General features: G+C 69.2%; 18 protein-coding genes and 1 tRNA gene. 7 read left to right on the top strand and 12 right to left on the bottom strand.

All coding sequences use genetic code 11. The features are described from left to right. Positions 1-42: 42 nt before the first annotated feature. Complete coding sequence (locus AS181_RS04560) at positions 43-921, top strand: PAC2 family protein (protein WP_058250418.1); 879 nt, start codon at positions 43-45, stop codon at positions 919-921. Between the two features lie 28 nt (positions 922-949). On the opposite strand, the gene AS181_RS04555 is transcribed toward AS181_RS04560, so the two are convergent. The 6 genes from AS181_RS04555 to AS181_RS04530 form a co-directional block, all read right to left on the bottom strand. Beyond that, complete coding sequence (locus AS181_RS04555) at positions 950-1258, bottom strand: hypothetical protein (RefSeq protein ID WP_058250417.1); 309 nt, start codon at positions 1256-1258, stop codon at positions 950-952. A gap of 54 nt (positions 1259-1312) precedes the next feature. Next, entirely contained in the window at positions 1313-2566 is a 1254-nt protein-coding gene (gene mshC, locus AS181_RS04550) for a cysteine--1-D-myo-inosityl 2-amino-2-deoxy-alpha-D-glucopyranoside ligase (RefSeq protein ID WP_058250416.1), read from the bottom strand. A 66-nt stretch (positions 2567-2632) separates the two neighbouring features. Continuing rightward, positions 2633-3487 carry an SCO1664 family protein gene (locus tag AS181_RS04545; protein WP_058250415.1) on the bottom strand — a complete coding sequence of 285 codons (855 nt, stop codon included), beginning with the start codon at positions 3485-3487 and terminating at the stop codon, positions 2633-2635. After that, positions 3459-4193, bottom strand: coding sequence for a DUF3090 domain-containing protein (locus AS181_RS04540; protein WP_058250414.1), 735 nt, complete (start codon positions 4191-4193; stop codon positions 3459-3461). Before AS181_RS04540 ends, AS181_RS04545 begins: the two co-directional genes overlap by 29 nt. A gap of 25 nt (positions 4194-4218) precedes the next feature. Continuing rightward, a complete protein-coding gene (locus AS181_RS04535) occupies positions 4219-4980 on the bottom strand; it encodes an MSMEG_4193 family putative phosphomutase (RefSeq protein WP_058250413.1) in 762 nt (253 codons plus the stop codon). A gap of 67 nt (positions 4981-5047) precedes the next feature. After that, on the bottom strand, positions 5048-5890 hold the full coding sequence (locus AS181_RS04530; protein ID WP_058250412.1) for an undecaprenyl-diphosphate phosphatase: 843 nt from the start codon (positions 5888-5890) through the stop codon (positions 5048-5050). Positions 5891-6039: 149 nt separating this feature from the next. On the opposite strand from AS181_RS04530, the gene AS181_RS04525 reads away from it, so the two are divergent. The 3 genes from AS181_RS04525 to AS181_RS04515 all read left to right on the top strand — a co-directional run bounded on the left by AS181_RS04525 (position 6040) and on the right by AS181_RS04515 (position 8656). Next, complete coding sequence (locus AS181_RS04525) at positions 6040-7071, top strand: YncE family protein (RefSeq protein WP_058250411.1); 1032 nt, start codon at positions 6040-6042, stop codon at positions 7069-7071. 107 nt (positions 7072-7178) lie between these two features. Next, on the top strand, positions 7179-7526 hold the full coding sequence (locus AS181_RS04520; protein ID WP_058250410.1) for a DUF5703 family protein: 348 nt from the start codon (positions 7179-7181) through the stop codon (positions 7524-7526). Then, complete coding sequence (locus AS181_RS04515) at positions 7520-8656, top strand: quinone-dependent dihydroorotate dehydrogenase (protein WP_058250409.1); 1137 nt, start codon at positions 7520-7522, stop codon at positions 8654-8656. Before AS181_RS04520 ends, AS181_RS04515 begins: the two co-directional genes overlap by 7 nt. A gap of 57 nt (positions 8657-8713) precedes the next feature. Here the strand turns inward: AS181_RS04515 and AS181_RS04510 are convergent, their stop codons facing one another. Together AS181_RS04510 and AS181_RS04505 are read right to left on the bottom strand one after the other, a co-directional pair. Beyond that, entirely contained in the window at positions 8714-9259 is a 546-nt protein-coding gene (locus AS181_RS04510; protein ID WP_058250408.1) for a YbhB/YbcL family Raf kinase inhibitor-like protein, read from the bottom strand. A gap of 106 nt (positions 9260-9365) precedes the next feature. Next, positions 9366-10700 (bottom strand): M20/M25/M40 family metallo-hydrolase, encoded by a 1335-nt coding sequence (locus tag AS181_RS04505; RefSeq protein WP_058250407.1) that lies wholly within the window; start codon positions 10698-10700, stop codon positions 9366-9368. Between the two features lie 120 nt (positions 10701-10820). Between AS181_RS04505 and AS181_RS04500 the strand changes: the two genes are divergently transcribed. Continuing rightward, a tRNA-Leu gene (locus AS181_RS04500) sits at positions 10821-10909 on the top strand. 66 nt (positions 10910-10975) lie between these two features. On the opposite strand, the gene AS181_RS04495 is transcribed toward AS181_RS04500, so the two are convergent. Beyond that, positions 10976-11905 carry a mechanosensitive ion channel family protein gene (locus AS181_RS04495; RefSeq protein WP_058250577.1) on the bottom strand — a complete coding sequence of 310 codons (930 nt, stop codon included), beginning with the start codon at positions 11903-11905 and terminating at the stop codon, positions 10976-10978. A gap of 267 nt (positions 11906-12172) precedes the next feature. Here AS181_RS04495 and AS181_RS04490 point away from each other — a divergent pair, with 267 nt between their 5' ends. Next, on the top strand, positions 12173-13243 hold the full coding sequence (locus tag AS181_RS04490; RefSeq protein ID WP_058250576.1) for a nucleoside hydrolase: 1071 nt from the start codon (positions 12173-12175) through the stop codon (positions 13241-13243). Between the two features lie 4 nt (positions 13244-13247). Then, entirely contained in the window at positions 13248-14198 is a 951-nt protein-coding gene (locus tag AS181_RS04485) for an LLM class F420-dependent oxidoreductase (protein ID WP_058250406.1), read from the top strand. A gap of 146 nt (positions 14199-14344) precedes the next feature. On the opposite strand, the gene meaB is transcribed toward AS181_RS04485, so the two are convergent. From meaB to AS181_RS04470, 3 genes are read right to left on the bottom strand one after another with little or no spacing between them, the layout of a single operon-like run. Beyond that, positions 14345-15343, bottom strand: a complete 999-nt coding sequence (gene meaB / locus AS181_RS04480; RefSeq protein WP_058250405.1) for a methylmalonyl Co-A mutase-associated GTPase MeaB — start codon at positions 15341-15343, stop codon at positions 14345-14347. Beyond that, positions 15343-17619 carry a methylmalonyl-CoA mutase gene (scpA, locus tag AS181_RS04475; protein WP_058250404.1) on the bottom strand — a complete coding sequence of 759 codons (2277 nt, stop codon included), beginning with the start codon at positions 17617-17619 and terminating at the stop codon, positions 15343-15345. Before scpA ends, meaB begins: the two co-directional genes overlap by 1 nt. Further along, entirely contained in the window at positions 17616-19562 is a 1947-nt protein-coding gene (locus AS181_RS04470; protein ID WP_058250403.1) for a methylmalonyl-CoA mutase family protein, read from the bottom strand. The genes scpA and AS181_RS04470 overlap by 4 nt, the downstream gene beginning before the upstream one ends. Positions 19563-19687 lie beyond the last annotated feature (125 nt).

Genomic DNA, 19687 nt, shown 5'->3' with positions numbered 1-19687 from the left:
CGTAGTTCGCCCTCTCTGCGTGTTCGGTCGTAGGCTGGATCGGTGAACGCTGAGCAGACGTCGAACCTTCCCCAGCTGCGCAGACCCATTCTGCTCGCGGCCTTCGAGGGGTGGAACGACGCCGGGGACGCCGCCAGCAGCGCTGTCGAGCACCTGGCACTCGAATGGGACGCCCGACCCCTCGCCGACATCGACTCCGATGAATACTACGACTTCCAGGTCAATCGCCCCACCGTGAATCAGATCGACGGGGTCACACGCCGGATCGACTGGCCGACGACGTCGATCTCGTACTGCAGCCCGCGGGGCGCCGACCGCGACATCGTGCTGGTCCGCGGCATCGAACCCAACATGCGGTGGCGGGCGTTCTGCGCCGAGATCGTCGACCTCGCGCAGGAGCTCGGTGTCGAGACCACGGTGATGCTGGGCGCATTGCTCGCCGACACCCCGCACACCCGCCCGGTGCCGGTGACCGGCGCGGCCTACAGCAGCGAGTCCGCGGCCCGGTACAACCTCGCGGAAAGTCGCTACGAGGGACCGACCGGCATCACCGGCGTCCTCCAGGATCTCTTCGTCCAGGCGGGTCTGCCGGCCGTCTCGTTCTGGGCGGCCGTCCCCCACTACGTGTCGACGCCGCCGAACCCGAAGGCCACGGTGGCGCTGCTGACCCGGGTCGAGGAGGTCCTCGACATCGAGGTGCCGCTCGGCACCCTCCCCGAGCAGGCGGAGGAATGGGAACGCGCGGTCACCGAGATGACCGAGGACGACGAGGAGATCGCCGACTACGTGCGCGGGCTCGAGGAGCGCGGGGACGCCGAGGTCGACACCGACGAGGTCATGGCGAAGATCGACGGCGACGCGCTGGCCGCGGAGTTCGAGCGGTATCTCAAACGTCGCGGCCAGGGACCGTTCGGACCCTGAACCAGGCGTCCGGCCGGAATCCGGGTCGTCAGCCGATCTTCTCGATGGACACCACCGGGGTGGTGATCCGCCACGTGCGGACGTCGGGATCGTCGGCGGCGCGCACCCAGAACTGCGCGGACTCCCCCAGGCGACAGGACTTCACCCCGAGCAGCGGGATGTCCTCGGAGTCGCGTCGGAGCCTGCTGACCGTCCAGTCCTCGTTCTCGGTGCCGCCGACCCCGGGGGCCCGGAGCAGCGTCATCTCGGTGAAATCCAGCAGGTAGGTCGACGTCCGGGTGACGACGGTGTACACCCCGGCGTCGGTCTCGGGTCGGATCTCTTGCACGCGCGCCACGTCAGCACTCTACCCAGACGTCGGCGCGCGGACATCCGGGTGTGGGGACAACGCCTACCGGACGTCGGGGACGAGCGGGATTCCCAGCAGCGCGTCGACCGCGGCCGCGAGTTCGGCGGGCGCCGTCGTCGACGAACCGATTCCGTTGCGGACATCCGCGCACCAACCGTCCACTGCGGCAAGCGCTTTGGGGGTGTCGAGATCGTCGGCGAGATGCTGGCGGAGCCGTGCGATGACCGGTTCGGCGTCGGGTCCGGTACTCGCGCCGAGCGCCGCACGCCAGCGACCGAGGCGTTCGACGGCCGTGTCCAGGACCGCGTCCGTCCACATCCGGTCACCGCGGTAGTGGTCGGCGAGCAGTGCGAGTCGGATGGCCGCGGGGTCGACGCCCTCGCGTCGCAGGACCGACACGAACACGAGATTGCCACGACTCTTCGACATCTTCTCGCCGTCGAGCCCGACCATTCCGGTGTGCACGTAGTGCCGGGCGAACCGCCGCGAACCGGTGAGGGCCTCCCCGTGGGCCGCCGAGTACTCGTGGTGCGGATAGATGAGGTCGTTGCCGCCGCCCTGGATGTCGAACTCGATCCCGAGCCGGTTCAGCGCGATCGCCGAACACTCGATGTGCCAGCCCGGCCGGCCCGGACCGAACGGCGACTCCCACGACGGCTCGCCCGGACGTTCGGCGCGCCACAGCAGCGCGTCGAGCGGATCTCGCTTGCCGGGACGATCGGGATCGCCGCCGCGCTCGGCGAAGAACCGTTCCATGGTCTCGCGGTCGTACCCCGACTCGTAGCCGAACTGTTCGGTGGCATCGGTGCGGAAATAGACGTCCGGGAACTGCGCGTCGTCGACGGTGTAGGCGGCCCCGGAGGCCAGCAGCTTGCCGACGACCTCGACGACCTCGTTGACCGACTCGACCGCGCCGATGTAATCGCGCGGGGGCAGGACGCGCAGAGCGGTCATGTCGTCGCGGAACAGCTGCGTCTCCCGCGCCCCGAGATCACGCCAGTCGACGCCGTCCCGGTCCGCCCGTTCGAACAGCGGGTCGTCGACGTCGGTGACGTTCTGCACGTAATGGACCTCGTGGCCCTGATCGCGCAGGATCCGGTTGACCTGGTCGAAGGTCACATAGGTGGCGGCGTGCCCCAGGTGGGTCGCGTCGTAGGGGGTGATGCCGCACACGTACATGGTCGCGGTGGCCCCGGGGGCGACGGGACGGACCGCACGGTCGGCGGTGTCGTAGAGACGGAGGGCGGGTCCACTGCCCGGTACGGCGGGGAGTTCGAGATCGGGCCACGACTGCATGCGTCCACTGTATTGCCCACCGCGCGCAGGCCCTTCACGGCCTCGTCCGGGACGGAGCGCATTCGCTCAGAACGGCGGCCACGGGATGGGCCGGTGACCGGGCGGGTGCGGCATGGTCGCGCTCTCGGCGACCACGATCGCGCGGATCGCGAGCGACTCGATCTCGTCGGGCGTGATGTGTTCGGCGAGCTGTGCGCGCAGGGCCGAGCCGTCGGTCTCCAACCGCTCCGCGAGTTCGGCGACATCGGCGACGAGGTGCCCGGGTACCGGTTCGCCCGCCCAGCCCCACAGCACCGTCCGCAGTTTGTCCTCCTCGTGCAGACAGATGCCGTGGTCGATCCCGTAGACGGTGCCGTCCAGACCTTCCAGGACGTGACCGCCCTTGCGGTCGGCGTTGTTGAGGATGACGTCGAGCACCGACATGCGCTGCAACCGCGGGTCGTCGGCGTGCACCAGCACGACGGGGTCGCCGTACGGGTCGTAGGCCTGCAGGACCGCGAGATAGCCGGCGGGTACCGCGCCCACCGGGCACAGGTCGACCAGGTCGACCCGCGGTTCGGTCGCCGGGATCGGGTGATCGGTGTTGTCCGGTGTCTCGACCCAGCGCTGCACCATCCCGGGCCCGAGCGGGCCGTCGCGGTGCACTGTGGTCGGGATCGTGTCCCACCCCAGCGCCTCCGAGATCAGGTACGACGCCACTTCCCGTCCGGCGAGCGTGCCGTCGGGGAAGTCCCACAGCGGGACCTCACCGCGCACCGGTTTGTAGACACAACGCACCGAGGTCCGGTCGTCGAGCACCGCATCGCACACGAGCGTCGCGTTGCTGGCCGAGGGGATCCGGCCGAGGATGGTGAGTTCGCCGTCGCGGAGGACGTGGTCGACCGCGGGCTCGTCAGTCACGTGCGGAAGAGCCGGCGTCACCGGGCTCGTCGGGGTCGTCCGGGTCACCGGACGGCGGGGTGTCCCCCGCCTGGCCGAAGGGGTCGTCATCGGCCGCCAGGCCCGGATCACTCTGTGCGGCAAGGCTGTTGAAGACATCGGGGTCGATGAAGTCGAGGGATTTGCTCAACTCCGCATCCCGTTTGTATCCGTTGGTCCGGATACACAGGTGACCTTCGGGGTCGAGCGGTTCGCTGCACAACGGGCACGGCTGTCGTCCCGCGGATATCACCCTCGACGAGCGGGCGGCGAACTCGCGGGCCGCCGCGGTCGTCAGGAAGACCCGCACCGCGTCCGGGCCCTCGTCGGTGTCGTCGAGGACCACGCTCTCGTCGAACTCCCCCTCGGTGATGGCGAGCAACTCGACCACGACCGCCTCGGATTCGGCGTCCCAGCCGAGACCCATGGTGCCGACCCGGAACTCGGCGTCGACCGGCATCACCAGTGGACTCAGGTCACCGACCCGGTCGGTCTCCGGCGGGATCGGCGTGCCGAAGCGTCGGTGGATCTCGTCGAGCAGGGCACCGATCCGGTCGGCGAGGATCTGGACCTGCTGCTTCTCCAGCATCACGCTGATGATGCGGGCCTCGTGGACCGCCTGGAGGTAGAACGTGCGGTCACCGGGCTGCCCGATCGTGCCCGCCACGAAGCGGTCCGGGCTCCGGAACACGTGTATCGCTCGAGACATCACACCTCCTTCGTCGTCTGGTTCATTATCCCGATGTCGCCGGGATCGTCGCGGCACCATTGGCGGACGGCGCTACATCCGCGCCCGTGTCGCCGCCCACCACCGCGTCGTCGGACGGTCGTTGCCCGTCCTGCGCCGGCGGCGGGGGCTTCGGGATGGACAGCAACTCGGTCGCATTCACCGTATGGACATAAGGACGCGACGGCGTGTAGCGGATCACGCTGATCGACGCCGGTTCGACGACGATGCGCTGGAAGGCGTCGAGGTGGCTGCCCATGGCGTCGGCGATGATCGACTTGATCACGTCACCGTGCGAGCACGCGATCCACACCCCGGAACCGTCCGGGCCGCCGTGGACGCGGTCCAGTTCGCGGATGGCGCGTACGGCCCGTGCCTGCACGTCGGCGAGTCCCTCCCCGTCGGGGAAGATCGCGGCCGACGGCTGCCGCTGCACGACCTTCCACAGCGGTTCGGTCAACAATTCCGAGATCGGACGCCCGGTCCACCCGCCGTAGTCGACCTCGGCGAGATCGTCGACGACGATCTCGGGTGGCGCCTGCCCGTCCGCGGCCAGCGCCGCCAGCAGTGGCTGGACGGTCTCGGCGCACCGATCGAGCGGCGAACGCGCCACCGCGCGAATGGACCCGAGATGGTCGCCGAGACGACGAACCAGATCATCGGCCTGGGCGCGCCCGCGGTCGTCGAGGTGGACGCCGGCGCTGCGACCGGCGAGCACCCCTGAGGTGTTCGCCGTCGAACGGCCGTGCCGGAGAAGGATCACGGTCATCCCACAACCATAGGCACCGGCCCGGCGGGACCGCACGGCGCGACCGCCCGGCGCCGCGGCCGTGGCATCAGGTCGCCGAGACGACGCCGGTCGACAACAGGATGATCAGCGTGACGCCCAGCACGATGCGATAGGCGCCGAACCAGTTCATGGAGTGCGCGCTGACGAACTTGAGCAGCCAGGCGATCGCGGCATAACCGACGACGAACGCGACCAGCGTCGCGACGAGCAGCTGGGGCCCGCTGGCCTCCATGCCCTCCCCGCTCGGGTTGAACGCGTCCGGGAGGCTGAACAGGCCGGATGCGGTGACCGCGGGGATGGCCAGCAGGAACGAGAAGCGGAAGGCGGCTTCGCGTTCGAGTCCGAGGAACAGGCCGGCACTCGCGGTCGCACCGGACCGCGACACGCCCGGAATCAGCGCCAGACATTGGGCGCCACCCATCACGAGGCCGTCCCGCAGGGTGAGCTGTTCGAGATTCCGCTGCTTCTGCCCGTAGCGCTCGGCCAGCCAGAACACGCCGGCGAACACGATCAGCATGATGGCGACGAGCCACAGATTGCGTCCGGTGGTGCGGATCTCGTCCTTGAACAGGAAACCGATCAGGCCGATCGGGATGGTCGCGAAGATCACGTACCAGCCGATCCGGTAGTCGACGTTCCGCTCGTCGGCATGACGGAGCCCGCGGAACCACGCGGTGATGATGCGGACGATGTCGCGGGCGAAGAAGACGAGGACCGCGGCCTCGGTGCCGAGCTGCGTGACCGCGGTGAAGGAGGCCCCGGCGTCCTCGCCGAACATCAGTTCGGAGGCGATCCGGAGATGCCCGGACGACGAGATCGGCAGGAACTCGGTGAGGCCCTGCAACGCCCCGAGAACGATCGACTGGGTCCACGTCATGGTGTCGGTCACGGCGCCCGATGCTACTTGGGACCGCCGCGGCCGACCCGACACGACGACACGGCTCCGACCCGCCTGAGCGGCGCGCGGAAGCGGTCGCGCAAGATGGGGACATGCTCTTCCCGCGACCTTCACGCCCAAGTCACCAGTCCCACACGGGCATGTCGCGGCTACGGGGCCCGATCGCGGCCACGGCGGCACTGGTCATCGGTGTGGGCATGATCACCGCGTGCGGCTCCGACGACGGCACCCCCGACGTACCGACCGTCGTGCCCGCGACCGCGCCGGAGGCGCCGGCGAATTCGACGACGGCTCCCGCGGGCACCGTCGTGCCCGCCCCGGCCGAGGCGCGTGCGCTCGCCGCGTCGGATAGCAGCGTCGCCGTCCTGTCAGCCGACGGCAACCAGATCCTCCGATACGACGCCGGGGCGCTGACGACCCCGCCGCAGACGATCGCGGTCCCGGGCCTCACCACCCTGGCCGCCGGCGACGACGGCGGGTTCGTCGGCGCGGGCCCGCGTGCGCTCGTCGTCGTCGATGCCGACGGACGGGTCCGCACCGGCGACCTCGAGTCCGACCAGCCGACGGCGATCGCCCGGACCACGGCCGGGCTGCTCGTCGTCGGCACAGCCGATGGACGAGTCCTCGTGTACGACAACGATTTCGCGAAGAAGCACGACGTCGATCGCTTCGTACGGGTGGACTCGGTGACGGCCGCGCCCGAGTCTGCGGAAGGCCTCGACGGCCAGGTCGTCGTCCTGGATCGGGCGCAGTCGTCGGTGACCCCCGTCGACCCCGAATCCGGTGAACTGGGGCCGGCGCTGCGTGCGGGCAACGGGGCCACCAACTCGACCGTCGACGAGTTCGGACGCGTGCTGGTCGCCAACACCCGTGACGGCGAGATCCTCGGCTTCTTCGGATCACCGCTGGTGATGCGCTTTCGCTACCCGGTGGCCGGCGGACCGTACGCCGTAGACTACGACGACACCCGAGACCTGCTCTGGGTCTCGACGACCGGCGACAACGAGGTGGTGGCATTTGACCTGGCAGACGGTGAACCCACCGAGGTCCGGCGGTTCGCTTCGGTCGTACAGCCCGACCGCATCGTGGTCGACGGATCGGGCACCGTCTACGTGCTCTCGGCGCGGAACGGCGGACTCCAGGTGGTTCCCGACGACGGGCGGGCCGAATGAACCCCGGCGCCGGGAGCGAAGCGAGCGGGCCGAATGAATCCCGGCGCCGGGAGCGAAGCGAGCGGGCCGAATGAATCCCGGCGCCGGGAGCGAAGCGAGCGGGCCGAATGAATACTGACCGGCGTCCGCACGCTCGTAGTGCGCGTACTGCTGCGCGCCTCGGTTCGCGCTATCCCGACGGGTGGGAGGTCACCTCGGAGGATGTCGAGTGCATCCTGCTGCGTCTTCCCCCTGACGTCACCCGGGTGACCGCATCGATGCGGTTGGCCCTCGAGGCGGAGTTCGGCGGTTGGGAGCTGTCCCGGGTGCGGCTCTACTCCGACGGAACCCGCAAGGTGCTGCTCAAACGGCGCCGGCCGCCGCGAGGTTCACGCGGGCCCGACACCGCCGACCCGACCGGCGACCGGTCCACCGGATTCGACGACAACGACCCACGGAGCGCCCGCGCATGCTGATGTCCCGCAGCACCACCCGAGTACTTCCCGTGCTCAACCGGTGGTGCTATCCCCTGCTGCGCTCGATCATGTTCCGCGTCGATCCGGAGCGAATCCATCACATCGTGTTCTCGGTGCTGCGCGTCGTCGGGCGGTTTCCGCCGTTGGCGTTCCTGACCGCGAGGCTGTTGGCCCGGCATGATCCGATCCTGCGGACGCGGGTGTTCGGCGTCGACTTCCCCGCCCCGATCGGTCTGGCGGCCGGGTTCGACAAGACGGCCGGCGCGGTGAACACCTGGGGTCAGCTCGGCTTCGGGTTCGCCGAGATCGGCACGATCACCGGCCAGGGGCAGCCCGGGAATCCGACGCCGCGATTGTTCCGGCTGCCCGCGGACCGTGCGCTGATCAATCGGATGGGCTTCAACAATCCCGGTGCCGAGGTGGCCGCACAGCACCTGACCGAGGTACGACGGGGGCCGGTGTCGGTCCCCATCGGAGCCAACATCGGCAAGACCAAGGTCGTCCCGGTCGAGGACGCCATCGACGACTACCGGCGTTCGGCGGAACTGCTCGGACCGCTCGCGGATTTCGTCGTGGTCAACGTGAGTTCGCCGAACACCCCGGGACTGCGCGATCTGCAGGCCGTCGACTCCCTGCGGCCCATCCTGGCCGCGGTGCTCGCCGCCGTGGACGTCCCGGTGCTGGTGAAGATCGCCCCCGACCTCGTCGACGACGACGTCGACGCCGTGGCGGACCTGGCCGTGGAGCTCGGCCTGGCCGGGATCGTCGCCACCAACACCACGATCGGCCGCGAGGGTCTGCGCACCGCGTCGCACGAGGTCGACAAGATCGGTGCCGGTGGTCTGTCCGGGCCGCCGGTCGCCGCTCGGTCGCTGACGGTGCTACGTCGCCTCTACGACCGCGTCGGCGGACGTGTCGCGCTCGTCAGCGTGGGCGGCATCGAGACCGTCGACCAGGCCTGGGAGCGGATCTGCGCCGGTGCCGACCTGTTGCAGGTCTACACCGGCTTCATCTACGGCGGCCCGGTGTGGCTCGCCGAACTCCATGCCGGACTCGCCCGGCGCGCCCGCGCCGGTGGCTTCGCCTCGATCTCCGACGCGGTCGGTTGCGCGGCCCGCAACCAGCCCTGACGGCCACCGATCGCCCGGTACGCAGGGCACCGGGCGATCGGCCGGCCGTGCGAGAACTCAGACGTTCTCGGCTGGTTGCTCGTAGGTGCCGACGAGGGTCGCCCGCGCGATCGCATGAGAGAACAGGTTGAAACCCAGGTAGGCCGGTGTCGCGTTCTCCGGCAGCCCGAGCGATTCGGTGTCCACGGCGTGCACGACGACGAAATAGCGGTGCGGGCCGTGTCCGGGAGGCGGCGCGGCACCGATGTAGCGGCGTAGCGAAGCGTCGTTGGTGAGAGTGACCGCGCCTCCGGGGAGCCCGGACCCGTCGTCGTCGCCGGCGCCCTCGGGCAGGCTCGTGACCGAGGCGGGGATGTCGGCGACGGCCCAGTGCCAGAACCCGGCGGCGGTCGGAGCGTCGGGGTCGTAGACGGTGACGGCGAAACTCTTGGTCTCGGCGGGGAATCCGGACCAGCTCAGCTGCGGTGAGAGGTCCTCGCCACCCGCACCCATGATCCCGCTCACCTGCCCGTTGGCGAGTGCAGCCCCGTCGGTGAAGCTCTCCGAGGTCAGGGTGAAACCGGGAAGGCTCGGCAGCGGGGAGTACGGGTCGAATGACGACATGTGTTCACCTTTCTCACGTTTCGCGCGGCGGAAGAGTGCCGGTCACCCTCCGAACCGGTGCGCCCGGATCGGCGGGAAGGCCGTGACGCCCACTGTAGTGGTGTGCTCAGCTGTGCCGCAGAAAGTGCTCGAAGACCTTGGTGCCGAACAGAACCGAATCGACGGGCACGCGCTCGTCGACGCCGTGGAACAGGGCCGCGAAGTCGAGTTCGGGCGGCAACCGCAACGGCGCGAACCCGAAGCACCGGATGCCCAGCTTCGCGAACGCCTTGGCGTCGGTGCCGCCGGAGAGCATGTACGGCACCGTCTTTCCCTGCGGATCGTGCTCGAGGACGGCGGCGTTCATCGCATCCACCAGGTCGCCGTCGAAGGTCGTCTCGTAGGAATCGAGATGGGTGATCCACTCCCGCCGCACGTTGGGCCCGATGAGTTCGTCGATCTCCTTCTCGAATGCGGCCTGCCGCCCGGGGAGCACGCGGCAGTCGATGACCGCCTCGGCCTTCTGCGGGATGACGTTGGCCTTGTAGCCGGCCTTGAGCATCGTGGGATTGGCGGTGTCACGCAGGGTCGCGCCGATGATCCGCGCGAGGTTGCCCAGCTTGAACAGCGACGTCTCCAGGTCGGGGGCCTCGGGACTCAGGTCCAGGCCCGTCTCCGCACTGACCTCGGCCAGGAACTGGCTGACCGATTCCGTCATCACCAGGGGGAACGTGTGCCGACCGATCCGGGCGACCGCTTCGGCGACCTCGGTGACGGCGTTCTCGTCGTGCAGGAACGATCCGTGTCCGGCCCGCGCCTCGGCGGTGAGCCGCATCCACGCGAGCCCCTTCTCGGCCGTCTCGACCAGATAGAGACGCTTCTGCGTGCCGTCGGGCCGGTCGACGGTGAGCGAGAAGCCGCCGACCTCGCCGACGGCCTCGGTGATGCCCTCGAACAGGTCGGGCCGGTTCTCGACGAGCCAGTGGGCGCCCCACGCCCCGCCGGCCTCTTCGTCGGCGAGGAACGCGAACACCAGCTCCCGGGGCGGCACTGTGCCGTCTCGTTTGAACTGACGCGCGAGCGCCAGGGCCATTCCGGCCATGTCCTTCATGTCGACCGCGCCGCGGCCCCAGATGTAGCCGTCCTTGATGGCACCGGAGAACGGGTGAACACTCCAGTCGGCCGGTTCGGCGGGCACGACGTCGAGGTGGGCGTGGATCAGCAGCGCGCCGCGATCGGAGTCGGGCGGACCGGCGAGGCGCGCGAACACATTGCCGCGGCCGGGACGGCCGGACTCGACGTACTGCGTGGTGTAGCCCACCTCCTCGAGCTGCTGGGCCACCCACTTGGCGCACTCCTCCTCGCCTTTGGTGGTCTCGGGCTCGCCCGAGTTGGAGGTGTCGAAACGGATCAATTGGCTGACCAGATCGACCACTTCGTCGGTCGCAGACTGTGAAGACACCCCTCACTCCTACGGGATTTGGGATACACGGGCAACCTCGGTTAGGGTTATCCCGCTGCAGCGAGACGGGGTCGAGAGACCACCGGCGGGAGATCGCCGGACGCTCACCGCGGCACGCAGGTCCGAGTGGCGGAATGGCAGACGCGCTAGCTTGAGGTGCTAGTGTCCTATTAACGGACGTGGGGGTTCAAGTCCCCCCTCGGACACCAGAACAACGAGAAGAACCCCGGCTCACCGCCGGGGTTCTTCTCGTTGTGCCGCAAGCGATCTCCGCGTCAGGGTGCGACCGAGTCCGCGAGCGCCGCCCACGCCCGCGAGTACGGCAGATCGATCGAGTTCTCCACGAAGGCCCGCAGGATCGCCCGACGCAGTCGCCGCTGCACCGCCCACTGGCCGTTCGGTTTGGTCTTCACCGTCAGACGCAGGACGACCTGATCCGACGACACCTCCTGGACGCCGAGCATCTCGATCTGGCCGAGGATGTCGGTCGAGTCCTCCTCCACCGCGGTGCGGGCCGCCTCGTCGGCCACCTGCTGCGCCTTGTCGATGTCGGCGCCGGGCGCCACCGGGACGTCGACGCGCGCGACCGCGAACTCCTGGCTCATGTTGCCCACGCGGGCGATCTCGCCGTTGCGGACGTACCAGAGGGTGCCGTCGATGTCGCGCAGGGTGGTGACGCGCAGCCCCACCGATTCGACTTCGCCGACGGCCTCGCCGAGATCGACGATGTCACCCACGCCGTACTGGTCCTCGAGCAGCATGAAGACACCGGTCACGAAGTCGCGCACCAGGTTCTGCGCACCGAAACCGATGGCGAGGCCGACGATGCCGGCCGAGGCGATGAACGGCGCGATGTTGACGCCGAGGACGCTCAGGACCGACAGCACCACCCAGACGAGCAGCACGATCGACACCGTCGACTTGAGCACCGACCCGATCGTCGCGGCCCGCTGTGCACGGCGTGCGGCGATCTGGGCGTTGCGCTCGGTGGAGGCCGACTTCGACCGCAGTCCGCGCATGAGAGCGGTGCCGCGGCCCGGCTCCCCGCCGGCGGTCCGTGGCCGGGTGGCGCGGTCGATGGCACGGTGGATCACGAAGCGGACGATCAACGCCACGGCCACGTAGGCGACGATGCGAGCGGGGTTCTCGATCAGCCATTCGCGGTTCGTTTCCGTCCATTCGAAGGCAGAGTCCTGAATCGACATGGGTCCGACCGTACGGATGATGAGATCGTTGTCCAGTCGTGACCGACCCCGTGTCCGCTCTCTGGGCAAGACGGGATGTGGCCGAAACCGTTGTCGGCCTGCGGTGAACATGACAATGAACCGGCCGAGGATCATCTGTTTCGCGTATGTGCTCTCCATCACGTCGAGCGCGAGCCGCAACCGCCCCCCGGGTGGCCTCCGAGGCGTCGGCGTGGTCCCGACGGGGTGGTGGACCCGCGTTCGCAGCGGACCCGGCACAATTGTGCGGTGACCCAGCGCCTGTTCTTCGACTGCGACACCGGCATCGACGACTCACTCGCGCTGATCTATCTGATCGCGCGCACCGACGTCGACCTCGTCGGAGTGGCCTCCACGGCCGGCAACGTGCCGGTCGATGTCGTCACGGCCAACAATCTCTCGTGGCTGGAGCTGTGCGGACGCCCCGAGGTGCCCGTCCACACGGGCCCGGCCACTCCCCTCGTCGCCGCGCTGATGACCACCGAGGACACCCACGGTCCGCTGGGCGTCGGACACGCCGAACTGCCGGCCCCGACCACGACGCCGAGCCATCTCGACGCCCCCGACGCCTGGATCGAGGCGTCGCAGGCGCACGCCGGCGAACTCGTCGGCCTGGTGACCGGCCCCCTCACGTCCCTGGCGACCGCCATCCGACGCGACCCGGACCTGCCGGCGCGCCTGCGGCGCCTGGTCATCATGGGCGGCGCCTTCCACACCCACGGCAACACGACGCCCACCTCGGAGTGGAATGTGGCCGTCGACCCGGAAGCAGCGGCCGAGGTGTTCACCGCCTTCGGCACCGCGGGCGCCCCGGAACCGATCGTCTGCGCGCTCGACCTCACCGAGTCGGTCGTCCTGACACCCGATCACGTGGTCCGACTCGCCGCCGCGGCCGGCAGCACGCCCGTCGAGTGCCCGGACCCGACCGACGAACGCGGACTCCGTTCGGTCGCCGACAACGAGATCATCCGGCATCTCGTCGACGCCCTGCGGTTCTATTTCGAGTTCCACGACGATCACGACGAGGGTTACATCGCCCACCTGCACGACCCGTTCGCCGCACTGGTCGCGCTGGCCCCCGACACGGTCGAGACCCGCCCGGCGCGCGTCGACGTCGAACTCGCCGGGACGCTGACGCGGGGCATGACCGTGGCCGACGAACGCGCGATGACCGCGCCAGGACCCAACGCCCGCATCGCGACCTCCACCGACGTCGACGCCGTGTTCGACGAATTGATCGAGACGATCGGCGCGTTCGCGCGCAGTCGCGCACCCGAAATCGTCGGCACCGCGCCGGAGGAGTCCACCGGACTACTCTGAACGGGTGACTCGACTCGGTTACCAGATCCCGAACTTCACCTACCCCGGCGTCGCCGCCGACCAGTTGTTCCCCACCGTGGTCGCGCAGGCGCAAGAGGCCGAGAACTCCGGTTTCGACACCGTCTTCGTGATGGACCACTTCTATCAGTTGCCGATGCTCGGTGAGCCCGACGATCCGATGATCGAGTGCTACACCCTGCTCGCGGCACTCGCCCAGCACACCTCGAAGGTCCGTCTGTCGTCGCTCGTCACCGGCAACACCTACCGCAACCCGACGCTGCTCGCGAAGACGGTCACGGCTCTCGACGTGGTGTCGGGTGGTCGGGCCCAGCTCGGCATCGGCGCGGGATGGTATGAGCTGGAACATGATTCGCTCGGGTACGAGTTCGGGACGTTCACCGACCGGTTCGAGCGCCTCGAGGAGGCGCTGCAGATCATCCTCGGCATGCTCGCCGGCGAGACACCCAGCCTCGACGGTGACCGCTATCGGATCACCAACGCTCTCAATGTGCCTGCGCCGCTCTCGAAGATCCCGGTGATGATCGGCGGCGGCGGCGAGCGCAAGACGTTGCGGATGGTCGCGCAGTACGCCGACGAATCGAACCTGCTGTGCACACCCGCCGACATTCCCCGCAAACTCGACGCCCTCGCCGAACACTGCGAACGACTCGGCCGGGACCGCTCGGAGATCACCGTGACCGTGCAGACGTCGGCCTGCGTGGCGCCGACCGCCGCCGAGGCGACCGCGGAGCTGGAGGCCTACCTGGAGCGCACACCGGCGGCCGAGTCACGCCGCGGATCGACGATCGTCGGGGATCCCGACGAGGTGGCCGCCCGGTACGCCGAGCTGCTCGCGACCGGTGTCGACGGTGTCACGGTGAACGCTCCCGCCAACGGCCATGTGCCGGGGCGGGTCTCGCTACTCGGCGAGACACTGGCACCGCTGTTGGCCTGATGCTCCAACCCCCGGGGGCGCCGGGCCGCACCAGATGTCCGCGCCGCCGCCGGGATTGACGTCGCATGCGACCTCAGTCCGTTGACGCGACCTCGATCGTGGTCGCACGGACGGATCGAGATCGCATGCGACCTCGATCGGTGCACTCAGCGCTCGTCGAACGCGTCCACGATCCGTTGCGCGGCGAGGGCCGGGGTCAGCGACCCGTCCCGCAGTTGCTGCTCCACGTCGCCGCGGATCCCGCGCACGGCCGGTGAGTCACCGAGCCGGGACAGCACGATGTCGTTGACCATCGCCCAGGTCCAGTCGATCTGTTGCTGGTTGCGGCGGGCGGTGAACTCTCCTGCCGCGGTGAGTGTCTCGTTGTGGCGTACCACGGTCTTCCAGAACTCGTCGACGCCGGTGTTCTCGATCGCGCTCATCGTCAGCACCGGCGGCATCCACAGCGCGTCGTGCGGATAGATCAGCTTCAGCGCGTTCTTCAACTCGCGTGCCGCGCTCTTCGCCTCGTTGAGGTGTTTGCCGTCGGCCTTGTTCACCACGACCACGTCGGCGAGTTCGAGGACACCTTTCTTGATGCCCTGCAACGAATCCCCGGTGCGGGCCAGGGTGAGGAACGTGAACGTGTCGACCATGTTCGCGACCGTCACCTCGGACTGCCCGACGCCCACCGTCTCGACGAGCACGACGTCGAAGCCGGCCGCCTCGACGAGCACGATGCTCTCGCGGGTGGCCTTGGCCACGCCGCCGAGCGTGCCCGACGTCGGCGATGGCCGGATGTAGGCGTTCTCGGCCGTGGACAGCCGGCCCATTCGGGTCTTGTCGCCGAGGATCGAGCCCCGCGTGCGCGTCGAACTGGGGTCGACGGCGAGCACCGCCACCTTGTGGCCCAGCTCCAGCAGGTGCATGCCGAGCGCCTCGATCGTCGTCGACTTGCCCACCCCGGGGACGCCGGTGATGCCGACGCGGAACGACTTGCCCGCGTGCGGCGTCAGCTTCAGCAACAGCTCCTGGGCGGCGGCCCGATGATCGGCGCGCTTGGACTCGACGAGCGTGATCGCACGCGCCAGATCGGCGCGGCGATCGGCCAGGACAGCGTCGGCCAGCGCGTCGACGTCGATGGGACGTCGCGGTTGGACCGCCATCAGTTCGCGGTCGCCCCGGGCAGTTCCAGGCCGAGGGTGTCGGCGAGCTTGCCGATGAGTTCCACGGCCGAGTCGGCGATGACCGATCCGGGCGGGAAGATCGCGGCGGCGCCGGCCTCGTACAGTTCGGCGAAGTCGCCGGGCGGGATCACGCCGCCGACGACCACCATGATGTCCTCGCGGCCGACCTCGCGCAGCGCCTCCCGCAGGGCCGGGACCAGCGTCAGGTGCCCGGCGGCCAGCGACGACACACCCACCACGTGCACGTCGTTGTCGGCGGCCTGGGCGGCCACCTCCTCCGGCGTGGCGAACAGCGGGCCCACGTCTACGTCGAAGCCGAGGTCGGCGAACGCCGTCGCGATCACCTTCTGGCCGCGGTCGTGACCGTCCTGGCCCATCTTCGCGACCAGGACACGCGGCTGGCGGCCCTCCGCCTCGGCGAACTGGCGCACGGCCTCGATGGCCGCGTCGATGTTGCTCACCTCGCCCGCCTCATGTCGGTACACCCCGCTGATCGTCTTGATCTCCGCTTGATGGCGACCATAGACCTTCTCGAGTGCCTCGGAGATCTCACCGACCGTCGCCTGGTGCCGTGCTGCCTCGATGGCCAGGGCCATCAGGTTGTTCCCCAGGCCGCCCTCCGACGACGCGGCCGCACGGGTGAGGTCGGCCAGGGCCGCCTCGACCGCAGCCGAATCGCGTTGTCCGCGAAGACGGTCCAGCTTCTCGAGCTGCTCGGCGCGCACCTTCGAGTTCTCGACCTTGAGGACCTCGATCTCCTCGTCGTCGGCGACCTGGTACTTGTTCACGCCCACCAACGGCTGCTGGCCGGAGTCGATACGCGCCTGGGTGCGCGCCGCGGCCTCCTCGATGCGCAGCTTCGGCAGGCCCTCGTTGATGGCCTGCGTCATGCCGCCGGCCTCTTCGACCTCGCGGATGTGCTTGCGCGCCTTCTGCGCCAACTGATGCGTGAGCCACTCGACGTAGTTCGAACCGGCCCACGGATCGATCGGACGGGTGGTGCCCGACTCCTGCTGCAGGAGCAGCTGGGTGTTGCGCGCGATGCGGGCCGAGAAGTCGGTCGGCAGCGCGATGGCCTCGTCGAGGGCGTTGGTGTGCAGCGACTGGGTGTGACCCTGCGTGGCGGCCATCGCCTCGACGCAGGTGCGGGCCACGTTGTTGAACACGTCCTGGGCGGTCAGCGACCAGCCCGAGGTCTGCGAATGTGTGCGCAGCGACAGCGATTTCGCGTTCTTCGGATCGAACTCGGCGACGAGCTCACTCCACAGCAGACGCGCCGCACGCAGCTTCGCGACCTCCATGAAGAAGTTCATGCCGATGCCCCAGAAGAACGACAGTCGCGGGGCGAACTTGTCGATGTCCAGGCCGGCCTCGAGTCCGGCGCGGATGTACTCGACGCCGTCGGCGAGCGTGTAGGCCAGCTCCAGATCGGCCGTCGCCCCGGCCTCCTGGATGTGATAGCCGGAGATCGAGATCGAGTTGAACTTCGGCATCTTCTGGCTGGTGTACTCGAAGATGTTGGAGATGATCCGCATCGACGGCTTCGGCGGATAGATGTAGGTGTTGCGGACCATGAACTCTTTGAGGATGTCGTTCTGGATGGTCCCGGCCAGTTTCTCCGGCGGCACACCCTGCTCCTCGGCGGCCACGACGTACAGCGCGAGGATCGGCAGCACCGCGCCGTTCATCGTCATCGACACCGACACGCTGCCGAGGTCGATCCCGTCGAAGAGCTGACGCATGTCGAGGATCGAGTCGATCGCCACACCGGCCATGCCGACGTCACCGGCGACGCGCGGATGGTCGGAGTCGTAGCCGCGGTGGGTCGCGAGGTCGAATGCGACCGACAGTCCCTTCTGGCCGGCCGCGAGGTTGCGGCGGTAGAAGGCGTTGGATTCGGCCGCGGTCGAGAAGCCGGCGTACTGGCGGATGGTCCACGGCTGGTTGACGTACATCGTCGGGTACGGGCCCCGGATGAACGGTGCGGCACCGGGAACGGAATCGAGCGGGTACGGATGTTCGGCATCGTCGAGGACGGCGTCGCGCTCGGCGCGCGTGTACACCGGCGTGACGTCGATCTGCTCCGGGGTGCTCCAGGTGACCTGGTCCACCGAGTATCCGTGCGCCGAGGCGAGTTCCTCGGCGACCGCGGCCGCGGCACCATCAGCGGTCGTCGCACCGGTGTCGTCCGATGTCAGACCGATTCCGGCGAAGTTCGGAATCGTCTGTGTCAGATCGGGTTCGGTCTGGGTCATGCCGTTGCTCCCGCCGTCTTCGGGGATGTCGAGACCAGCTGGTCGAGAAGGTCGCCGAGGGTGCTCACCGCATCGATGCCGACGCGCAGCGAACCGTCGGGACGATCGTCGCCCTCGGGCCATTCCTTGTCCGGTCCGGCGAGGAGCACTGTCGACAGACCGGCCGCGCGAGCGGCCGCGAGTGCGGCGGGCCCCTCTTCGGCATAGCGCGCCTTGGTTCCGCAGAGGACCGCGATCGGGGTGTTCGCCCCGGCCACCGCGTCGCCGACCTTGTCCGCGGTCAGCGGGCCGGGGTTGACGACGGTGATGCCGCCGGCACCCAGGAAGTTCGCGACGAAGGTGGTGCGGCCGTTGTGTTCGGCGACGCTGCCGAGCGGGATGAGCAGGATCGACGGCCGTGCACCGTGCTCGGCGAGCACGACGTCGGACCGGTCCCGCAGTTCCTCGAAGGCGCGTCCGATCCGCGCGAGGCGCGGCGTACCGGTGACGACGTCGGTGACCGCGGAAGCCGGGGCCCCCGTCGTCTCCGACAGTGCGCGCTCGTCGATGTTGGGGAACTCGTTGACGCCGGTGACCGAGATGCGGCGATGCGCGACCTCGGTGTCGCGGCGAGCGAGGGAGGCGTCGACCTTCTCGGCGATCCAGCCCGTGTCGAGCGCGACACGGTAACCGCCGGCGGCCTCGACCTCGGTGAACACCGTCCAGGCGTTCGTGGCGAGATCGTCGGTCAGGGATTCGACGAACCACGAGCCGCCGGCCGGATCGAGGACGCGTCCGATGTTGGACTCCTCGAGCAGCAGCAGCTGGGTGTTACGGGCGATGCGTCGCGAGAAGGACGCGCTCGAGGTGCGCTTGTCCGCCGGGATGGTCGCGTCGTAGCCCAGGACGGTCAGCTGATCGGCGCCGCCGACCCCGGCGCCGAATGCCGCGATGGTGCTGCGCAGCATGTTGACCCACGGGTCCCGCTGGGAGTACATCGACAGATCGGTCACGCCGTGGGTCAGCGCTCCGCCGACCTCGGGTGCGCCGACGACTTCGGCCACCCGAGCCCAGATCTTGCGCAGCGCACGGAATTTCGCGATCGTGGCGAATTGGTCGTCGTCGGCGGAGACGCCGAAGGTGATCTGACGCAGCGCGGCCTCGGGTGAGAGGCCGGCCGCGGTGAGATCACGGAGGTGGGCGACCGCGGCCGCCACCGTGAGTGCGAGTTCGAGGCCATTGTCGGCACCGGCGGTGGCGAAGTCGCTGCCGTCCACCCGGAAGGTACGGACCCCGTCGGGCAGCCCGGATGCGGCGAGGGCCGTGGCCTCGTCGGGATCGACGGTCGCCCGGCTCGAGAACGCGGCCGTCAGCGGCGACAGGCCGAAGGAGTGGACGGTGGCCGCCGTCGGAGCGGCGGCGACCGGAGCGGCCTGGGCCTTTTCCTTCAGGCCGAGCAGTTCGCGAGCCGCCGCGATGCCCTCGGTGCCCGCATCGAGGGTCACCGGCACCAGATCGAGGTAGACGCCGCGCAGCGCCGTCGCGAGGTCGGCGACCCCCAGCCCGTCACCGGGCCTGCTCACCGAGAGCCAGAGACCGCTCGTCCCGTTGGCCATCGCCTCCAGGATGAGCTCGTTGAGGTCCGCCGCCGGCGTCGCGTCGTCGCCGAACCGTTCCGCGACGCGCCAGCCGGTGGTGACGTCACGCGCGGGGTCGGCGCCGCGGACGAACGGGAAGCGGCCGGGGACACCGGGCTCGGCGAGTTCGTCGCGACGTGTGTAGAGCGGCCGGATGGTCAGCCCGTCGGCGGTGTCGGTCGAGAGCAGCGCCTCGGGTGTGTCGGGCAGCTCGTCGACGTCGACGCGTCGCGACTTCGCCAGAACGGCCGCGGCGGCCGTCGACCACGCCTGGTAGGCGTCCTCGAGTTCTGACTCGGGTTTGGGCTGGTCAGTTTGCTGTGGCATGTGGGGAAGCACACCTCCGTGAATGCACTGTGATGAGCGCGTACACGACACTAGCCGATCGCTCGCTCGGCTCGGCGTCGAGGTCGGCGTGACGTGGCGCACTCGGGGACCCGGTACACCGCTGG

The sequence above is a fragment of the Gordonia sp. SGD-V-85 genome (assembly GCF_001456905.1).
GTDB lineage: Bacteria > Actinomycetota > Actinomycetes > Mycobacteriales > Mycobacteriaceae > Gordonia > Gordonia hongkongensis.
This window is presented reverse-complemented; position numbering and strand designations above follow the sequence as displayed.